Source organism: Paraburkholderia sp. RL18-101-BIB-B (genome assembly GCF_046026985.1).
Taxonomy (GTDB): Bacteria; Pseudomonadota; Gammaproteobacteria; order Burkholderiales; family Burkholderiaceae; genus Paraburkholderia.
On the sequence record NZ_JARESV010000039.1, the window covers coordinates 67,499 to 76,107 of the forward strand.

The 8,609-nt window shown below is 60.5% G+C and carries 5 protein-coding genes and 2 pseudogenes; 6 read left to right on the forward strand and 1 reads right to left on the reverse strand.

Going from position 1 to position 8,609, the window contains the following annotated elements:
- The first annotated feature begins 26 nt into the window (after window positions 1–26).
- The gene (locus P0D73_RS34990) at window positions 27–1,484 is read left to right on the forward strand and encodes a cytochrome-c peroxidase (protein WP_408315545.1); all 1,458 of its coding nucleotides are present in this window, start codon (window positions 27–29) and stop codon (window positions 1,482–1,484) included.
- A gap of 97 nt (window positions 1,485–1,581) precedes the next feature.
- Window positions 1,582–2,253, forward strand: a complete 672-nt coding sequence (locus P0D73_RS34995) for an SEN1982 family lipoprotein (protein ID WP_408315547.1) — start codon at window positions 1,582–1,584, stop codon at window positions 2,251–2,253.
- A gap of 42 nt (window positions 2,254–2,295) precedes the next feature.
- Here P0D73_RS34995 and P0D73_RS35000 read toward each other — a convergent pair whose 3' ends face one another.
- Window positions 2,296–3,186 (reverse strand): 2OG-Fe(II) oxygenase, encoded by an 891-nt coding sequence (locus P0D73_RS35000; RefSeq protein ID WP_408434924.1) that lies wholly within the window; start codon window positions 3,184–3,186, stop codon window positions 2,296–2,298.
- A 1,050-nt stretch (window positions 3,187–4,236) separates the two neighbouring features.
- Here P0D73_RS35000 and P0D73_RS35005 point away from each other — a divergent pair.
- From P0D73_RS35005 to P0D73_RS35020, 4 genes and pseudogenes are all read left to right on the forward strand, one after another.
- Window positions 4,237–5,064 carry a glycine betaine ABC transporter substrate-binding protein gene (locus P0D73_RS35005; protein WP_408315669.1) on the forward strand — a complete coding sequence of 276 codons (828 nt, stop codon included), beginning with the start codon at window positions 4,237–4,239 and terminating at the stop codon, window positions 5,062–5,064.
- Between the two features lie 309 nt (window positions 5,065–5,373).
- Window positions 5,374–6,543, forward strand: a pseudogene (locus P0D73_RS35010) (quaternary amine ABC transporter ATP-binding protein); the annotation flags it as partial.
- Complete coding sequence (gene choW / locus P0D73_RS35015) at window positions 6,536–7,438, forward strand: choline ABC transporter permease subunit (RefSeq protein ID WP_408180890.1); 903 nt, start codon at window positions 6,536–6,538, stop codon at window positions 7,436–7,438. The pseudogene P0D73_RS35010 and the gene choW, both read left to right, overlap by 8 nt.
- Before the next feature lie 70 nt (window positions 7,439–7,508).
- Window positions 7,509–8,141 (forward strand): annotated as a pseudogene (locus P0D73_RS35020) (AraC family transcriptional regulator); the annotation flags it as partial.
- Between the last annotated feature and the right edge of the window lie 468 nt (window positions 8,142–8,609).

An 8,609-nucleotide genomic window follows, 5' to 3' on the forward strand; every position in this document is an offset into this window, starting at 1 on the left:
ACTTCCCGGCGAAAACTATACCAACCATGCGTACGCTATCTCTTGCTCTAATCTGCTCCGTTTCCGCGATACTGGCCGCCTGTGGCGGCGGTAGCTCGTCCAGCAGCGACGCGTCAAGCCCATCATCTGGCGCATCGGCGCCTGCCGCCTCGACGCTAAGCCAGAAGGCGCAGCTCGGCCAAACGATCTTCTTCGACAAATCTCTGTCGAGCAACAAGAACATGGCATGCGCGAGTTGTCATAGCCCGGCCTACGCGTACGGGCCACCGAACAGCCTGTCGGTACAGCTCGGCTCCGATCCGTCGCTGTCGGGCGTGCGCGCAGTGCCGTCGCTGCGCTACAAGGCGATGACGCCGCCGTACGACGACAACGCGGCGAACCCGGACGGCGTCACGCAGAACGCGCCCGGCGGCGGCTTCATGCTCGATGGTCGCGCCACGACGCTCGCTACGCAGCCGGCGTTTCCGTTGCTGAATCCGATCGAGATGAACAACAGCTCGCCGGATGTCGTCGTGAAGGCCGTGCAGAACGGACCGTACGCCACGCGGTTCCAACAGGTGTACGGCCAGGGCGTGTTCGGCAATACCATGGCTGCGTTCAACGATATCGGCGACGCGCTGCAGCAGTTCCAGATTGAGGAGCCGTCGTTCGAGACGTACACGAGCAAGTTCGACCTGTATATCGGCAACAAGCTCGGCGGCACGTTGACGGCTGCCGAGACGCGCGGTCTCAAACTATTCAATGACACTACGAACGGCGCCGGCTGCGCGGCCTGCCACTACGTGGGCGCCAACTTCCAGGGCTCGGTCGGTTTGATGACCGACTTTACCTACCAGGCGATCGGTGCGCCGCGCAACGACGCGTCGATCCCGAACAACACAGATCCGATTCCGGCCAACACGAACGCGTCATTCGTCGACATGGGTCTGTGCGGACCGTATGCGACGATCCACATTCCGGGCTCCGCGACGAGCGGCGCCGGTCCGGATTCGTTCACCGGCGTCAATGTCCCCGACCCGTATTGCGGCCGCTTCAAGGTGCCGACGCTGCGCAACGTCGCGACGCGGTCCGTGTTCTTCCATAACGGCGTGTTCCACTCGCTCGTGCAGGTGATCAATTTCTACAACACGCGCGACACCAACCCTGAATACTGGTATCCAAGCACGGGCGGCGACTCCAGCCACCAGGTGCAGAACCCATCCTTCGCGCTGTTCCCGACGGCCGCGTCGGGTGCGACGGCCCAATCCTTCAACGATCTGCCCGCGGCCTATCAGGGCAATATCGACGAAGAACTGCCAATGGGACAAGGCCAGACTGACGCAGGTGGCACGACGGCGGCCGACGGTGCAAAGCCGCGCCCGATTCATTCGACGCCGCAGTTGACGCAGCAGGACATCGCCGACCTGGTTTGCTTCCTGAACACGCTCACCGATGGTTATCAACCGCCCGCCACGCCGCCCACCAGCGGCTCCTGCGTAAATTGACAAAATCGATGATCCTCGCACGCGGCCTGCCCTTCCAGGCAGGCCGCGTGCTCTGTCTTATCCGTACCTTAGCAACCTAACCTGAGCAACAAACACCATGACGCGACGTTCCATCGCCGCCCGCCTTGCTTGCGGTGCACTTGCCCTGAGCGCCCTGACCCTGTTCGCTGGCTGCCACGACAAGAGCCAAGACGTTAGCCGCGAGAATTTCACGGCTACCATCAACGACTTTCTCGCCCAGCGCGGCCACTTATGCCTCGCCAAATACGACTGGCCGATCTACGTGACGACGGACGATGTCGCCTCCGGTAGCCGCGACGCGGTACAGATGCCGGTGCTCGAGAAACTCGGTATCGTAGCGGGCCAGGATATGGTGGTCGAACGCACTGACCCCAGCGGCAAGAAGATCACCGCGAACGCTCGCCAGTACCAGTTGACAGCCGAAGGGCAGAAATACTATCTGCACATTCCGGAAGTCGTCGCGACCGCCACCTCGCGCGTCACGCACCCGGCTGATTTCTGTGCAGCCACGCTCACCCTCGACAAGGTGGTGGGATGGGAGCGGCCAATGCAAGTGGAAGGTAAGACCGCCACCTCGGTCATCTATACCTACAAGATCGATCCGTCACCGTGGGCCAAAGATGCCGATGCGCAGCGCGTGTTCCCGATGATCAAACGCGTGATCGAGGGCGCGGGCACGATGCAGTTGCGCGAAGGCGTGCATCTGACGTCGAACGGCTGGGTCGCCGACGAGGTCTTCGTGCGCTGAAACGCAGTAGGCGGGGAGCGCGTTTAGCCGCCCCGCAAACCGTTACGCCTGATCGCGAGGCACGAAGCGGCGAGTACGGATCCATTTGGTGGCCACCCACTTCTCGCCCGTCCGCAAGGGCGTGCTCGCATGTAGGGAGCTCGGATCGGAGAGCCCGAAACGGTTTCCATATTCGAAATAGAGGGCCTGGCCGCGCTGCGGCACTATCGACCATCCAAGCTGCGGGAACACGGTTTCACCACCGCCTTCCACATCGTTCAGATACATCAGCAGCGTGCCCACGCGCTGCCCGCTACGCGCGATCGACTCCTGATTCGCCGGGTTGCCCGCGATCAGATAGTCGACGTGCGGCGTCGACTCGGCGCCCGCTTCGTAATGCAGCAGTTGCAGGCCCTCCCCGTTCTCGACCGGCAGGCCGGTGAGCTCGGCGATCCGCGCTTCGAGGCGCGCGATCAGCGGCGTTTCGCCCAAACGAAAGAACATGCCGTGGCTGCTGCGGTGGCCAGCCACGACATGACGGCCGGTCACCGGATCGACCACGGTCGAACGATCCAGCCGCGGCCGCGCGAGCGAGATCAGCTGCTCGCATTCGTTCGCGGTGAGAAAATCCGCGAGCAGTACCGAGGATGGCTGGTGCATCCGCGACATCACGCGCACCTTGCGTTCACCGAGCCGGATCACCGCACCGTCCGGCACGCGCAGCGGCTCCACTTCGTAAGTGACTGGCGCACCGCCGATTTCGAGCGTCTCGCCCGGCAACGGTGTCCCGTATAAAAAAGCCGAGGAGACCGCATCGACCATTGCCGACGCGAGCTCCGCTGCGTTATTTCGATCGACCAGCTCGCGCACGATCGCCTGTGGCGCGACGCCGCGTGTGAGATTGTGGACAATCCAGTCGCGCACTTCGACGGGGAAGCTAACTGTTATGGACATCGGAATGGTGAACGATAGGTTGGAAGGGTACTGTCGTGTGCAGTGGAAAACTGCTGCCATGATATCGGTTATATAAACCATCAGTGAATGGATTCGAGTGGGCAGCGGTTCGTGTAAGTTACGGCAGACCAATTGAGCCGCTTGCCGCGACGACAGGTTCGCCGTCAGCGCTGCACAGCAGAAGGCAAACAATAAGACGCGATTTGGCGTCACCAGCTGCGAGTTATGTTCTTCATTCGATGCGGCAACAGTTGCTGCTGGACGTGTGAAAGCCATCCATCTCCAGGGCTACGCACGAAGGGGCACGCTGCACCTTCGAGTTGCCAGTTCCGAGCCACGTTGACGGCATCTTTATGCATCGAACTAGAACTTTTTCGGCGCCTTGATGCCGCATTTGTTGAAATGAAAGCATGCAAACGATATCGAAGGGCAATGACATGTTACGTTTGCTGATTCCGGTCGTTCATCATGAAGGCGCGTGAAGGCCGCACGCTGTGTGGCCATTCTTTGTCGAGCACGCCGTAACCGGAGAGGATGAGCTGGCGGAAGTCCTCGACTCGCACGCAGAGCAAGGCCGAATGTCCGCACTCCATTTCCCAGTGCCTTGCGCCAGCAGCAGAAGCGCGCGACGCTGAGTGCATTGAAACAGACCCGCGCAATCATCGGAACGATGACCCTGTACGCGCTATGGGCCCTCCTCTGGCGCCCTTTATCGCAGAGATGACGTCACCAGCATTGTCCAGTTCGCTGTCAACCCCGCGTATCAGGACGGGGAATCGGGAAGTTGATGCTCGCCTTCGTTGAGCATTGAGCGCTCACTCGCGGCTGCACGGAAGTATCGCTCGACACACCGCAACCCGCAGCGCATCTGATCGCGTTTTATCGACACCGGGCATGTCGTATTGCCGGATTCGCCCGACTCCCGGGAAGGCACGATAACAGCCCGATCATGAGCAAGCCAGCGGTTTTCTCCTTATGGTTAACAAGCAAAGGAAATCAATGAAGAAGGCTTTCAAAAAACTATTGTTGTGCAGTGTGTTGGGCACTGCAATGGTAACGATGATGAGTACATCCGTCAGTGCGACAGCGGATACCAAACCGCCAATCAAGATTGGCTATGTCGAAGGTTGGGACGACAGCGTCGCAACGTCGAACGTGGCCGCACGCATTATCGAGAAGCGACTGGGATATCCGGTTCAACTCGTGCCTGTGGCAGCAGGTGTCATGTGGCAGGGCGTCGCACGGGGCGATCTTGATGCGACGCTGTCAGCCTGGCTGCCGGCGACACATGGCGCGTACTGGGAGCAGTTCAAAGGGAAAGTGACCGACCTCGGCACCAATTTCCCGGATGCAAAGATCGGGTTGGTCGTACCGGCGAGCGTGCCCGAGAATAGCGTTGCCGATCTCGAAGCGCACAAAGCGGATTTCAACGATCGTATCGTCGGGATCGACGCAGGTGCGGGCGTGATGAAGAAAGCCGACGACGCCATCAAGGCTTATAACCTCAGCCTGACTTTGATGCCGAGCTCGGGCAGCGCAATGACGGCGGAACTCGCTCGACGGATGAACGGGAGCAAGCCGGTTGTAGTGACAGGCTGGGCACCCCACTGGATGTTTGCCAAGTGGAAGCTCAAATTTCTGGACGATCCCAAGAAGGTATTTGGCGGCGCCGAGCATGTTGATAACGTGATCAACCCACAGCTCGAGACGAAGGCCGCGCCTGTGGTTGCGTTCCTTAAGAAATTCCAGTGGAAACCGGGTGAGATCGATAGCGTCATGCTGGCGACCGAGAATGGCAGCAAGCCGACGGCTGCGGCTGATGCGTGGATTGCGGCGCACGCGGAGCGCGTGGATAGCTGGGTTGCTAAGACGCAATGATTTCTTAGTTAGTTTCGTGGCTCCTACCTGATGTCGGTGGCGAGATCCACCAGCTGTCTTTGCGTGTTTCTCGCATTCTCGCTGATAGGGGTAGACGTACGTCTCGTTCAAATCTTGATGGTTTGATTCAAGAGTCCCTGTTGATCCATCGCTTGTGCAGTCACCGACTGCGCCAAAGCCGCCGAACGGCCGAGCTTTGCTGAAAGCCGCTCTGCGCGCGACTATCACCCTGGTTTGCCCGGCGAGTACGAAAAGCCACGGAGGCATCAATGTGCAGGCCGGCGCCTGCATCACAAGGACATGAATTCAATGGATTCCCCAAAGGTTGTGGTCGAAGGTCTCTGCAAGGTTTTTGGAAACAATCCCAACGCGGCGGCTGACCTGCTCGCGCACGGCGCCACCAAGGACGAGATATTTGCCAGAACAGGCCAAGTGGTCGGCGTCCACAATGTCTCGTTCGACGTTCAGGAAGGTGAGATCTTCGTGCTGATGGGCTTGTCAGGTTCCGGCAAATCCACGTTGATCCGCCTGATCAACCGGCTCGTCGAGCCGACGGCGGGCAAGGTCATCATCGATGGCCGCGACATTGCCGCAGTGCGCCGCTCCGAACTCACGTCGCTGCGGCGCACTGAGATGAGCATGGTGTTCCAATCGTTCGCGCTGATGCCGCAGCGCACGGTGCTGTCGAATGCCGCCTTCGGTCTCGAAGTGGCCGGCATGGGACGCAAGACGCGTGAAAAGCGTGCACTCGAAGTGCTCGAACAGGTCGGCCTCGCGACGTTCTCGCAGAAGCTGCCGGCCGAACTGTCCGGCGGCATGCAGCAGCGTGTGGGTCTCGCGCGTGCGCTCGCGGTGAACCCGTCGCTGATGATCATGGACGAAGCGTTCTCGGCACTCGATCCGCTCAAGCGCAAGGAAATGCAGAACGTACTGCTGGAACTGCAAAACAATCAGCGCCGCACGATCGTGTTCGTGTCGCACGATCTCGAAGAGGCGCTGCGCATCGGCAACCGGATAGCAATCATGGAAGGCGGCCGCGTCGTGCAGATTGGTACGCCGCAAGACATCATCGCGAACCCCGCCGACGATTACGTGCGTGCCTTCTTCGAAGGCGTCGATACGAGCCGCTATCTGACGGCGGGCGATCTGATGCAGACGAACGGCGTGCCGCTCGTGCGTATTCTCGATCAGTCGAGCGTCGAAGCGTCGTTGAACGGCAGCGCCGAATACGCTTTCGTGCTCGATGCGGAGCGCCGCATTCGCGGCTTCGTGACGCGCGATGCGATCGGGAATGCGTCGCCGTCGCTGCGCAAGGTCGAATGCATTTCGCGTGGCGCGTCGCTCGATCACGTGGTGTCGCGCCTGTGCGTGAACTCGACCGCGCTGCCCGTGGTCGACGATGAAGACCGCTATTGCGGTTCCGTCGATCGGGCGGACGTTCTGAAGGTAATCACGCGCAATCGAGGTGCCCATGTCTGAGATCATTCCACTCGGCCGTTGGGTCGACCAGTCGGTTCACTATCTGCTCGATCACGACGCGAGTACCTTCGATTCGATCGGCAAGGCGATCGAGAGTTTTGCCGCATTGATCGAACATGGCCTGCAAGCCGTTCCGATGTGGGCGTTGATGGCGTTCTTCATTGGAATCGGCTTGTGGCGGGTCGGCTGGCGCTTTGCGATCTTCGCGACACTATCGCAATTACTGATCTATGCGACCGGGTTCTGGGATCAGACCGTCATCACGCTGGGTCTGACGTTGTCTTCCACGCTGATCAGCCTCGTGTTCGGCGTGCCGCTCGGCATCTGGACCGCAAAGAACAAGCACGTCGCGATGGTCGTGCGACCGATCCTCGACCTGATGCAGACGATGCCCGCCTTCGTCTACCTGATCCCGGCTGCGATGCTGTTTGGCCTCGGCCGCGTGCCTGGGATTCTGTCTACGGTGATCTTCGCGATGCCGCCCGCCGTGCGTCTGACGAGCCTCGGCATCCGTCACGTGAATCGCGAGATCGTCGAAGCGGGGCAGGCGTTCGGCTGCACGCCGTGGCAATTGCTGTACAAGGTGCAGTTTCCCAACGCGTTGCCGTCGATCATGCAGGGCGTGAACCAGACGATCATGCTGGCGCTATCGATGGTGATCATTGCGTCGATGGTCGGCGCGGGCGGTCTCGGCAACGATGTGCTTGCCAGTATTCAGCGCCTCGATATCGGGCTGGGCTTCGAAAGCGGCTTATCGGTGGTGCTGCTCGCGATCATGTTGGATCGTATCACCGAGAGCTTCGGCCGCTCCCCGGGCACGGTCAGCGCGCCGCGCTTCGCAGGTCTGCGCAGTGTAATGCGCGTACGAGCCGAGCGGCCGGCCGCACAGAACTGAACCGGTAGAGAGCAGCATGCCACCGCGAAAACCATCGATTTCCGCGACCACCAGACCTACCGTAAGCATCATGGAGAGTGAAGTGACGTCAGCCACGAATGAATTGCCGTTGCAGAGCCTTGCGCATTTTGGCTTTCTCACGCTGCCCGGCTTTTCGATGATCGCGTTCACGAGCGCGGTCGAGGTGCTGCGCGTGGCGAATCACGTCGCCCACGCGCAGCATTATCGATGGTCGATCCTTACACCCGATGGCGTGCCAGTGAGCGCCAGCAACGGCATCACGCTCAAGCCCGCGTGCACGCTTGAAGAAGCGGGCAGGCCGGATGTGCTGATCGTCTGCGGCGGCACGCAAATCCGCAGCGCGGTGGATAGCAGCGTCAGGGAGCTGCTCGGCGATCTCGCGCGGCAGGGTGTACCACTCGGTGGCATGTGCACCGGTGCGTATGCGCTGATGTCGGTGGGGTTGCTCGACGGCCACCGCTGCACTGTGGATTGGGAAGACCTGCACGTGTTGCGCAAGGAGTTTCCGCGAGTCCATTTTGCAGACGAACTGTTCGTGATCGACCGCGATCGCCTGACGTGCGTCGGCGGTACCGCGCCGCTTGATTTGATGCTCAAACTCGTCGGCAGCCGGCTTGGGCAGAACGTCGCCGAACAGGTATCGCTCGAGTTGCAATCGCTCGGGTCGGCACCCCGGCCGCAGAGCCGGATATCGTGCGGCCGATAGCTTCGCTGATGGGGCGAGTGGATGACACAATCTACGGCGCGCGCAGTGGTGGACGGCCCCAACATCTGTCCGGGGGCTTCAGTCCCCTCCTCTGCTCCATCTAGCGTTGTGCTCAGCCGAGACATTGCATTTTTGTGTAGTCCGAGGCACGTCCAGGTGGCTGGCCTGGTCGCTCAACAAGCGTAGAGCGCCAATATCCTCGCTGGGCTAGTACCAGATTTATGTAATAGCCATCCTTTGCCCCCGCCAACTACCATCAAAAAATCTCGCGGCCTCCGTATCGCAGGTAGTTCTTTGGCGCAGACCCTTGGTTTTCCGATCCCTTCGCGATGATGGACGAGACCGCTTCCCGGGGGTACACAGTCGCGCCCGACATTCAATCTCTCTTCCAGAGGCAGTGACCCGAAAGGACGCACCATGACCATGCCCCAAATAGGCGGAACA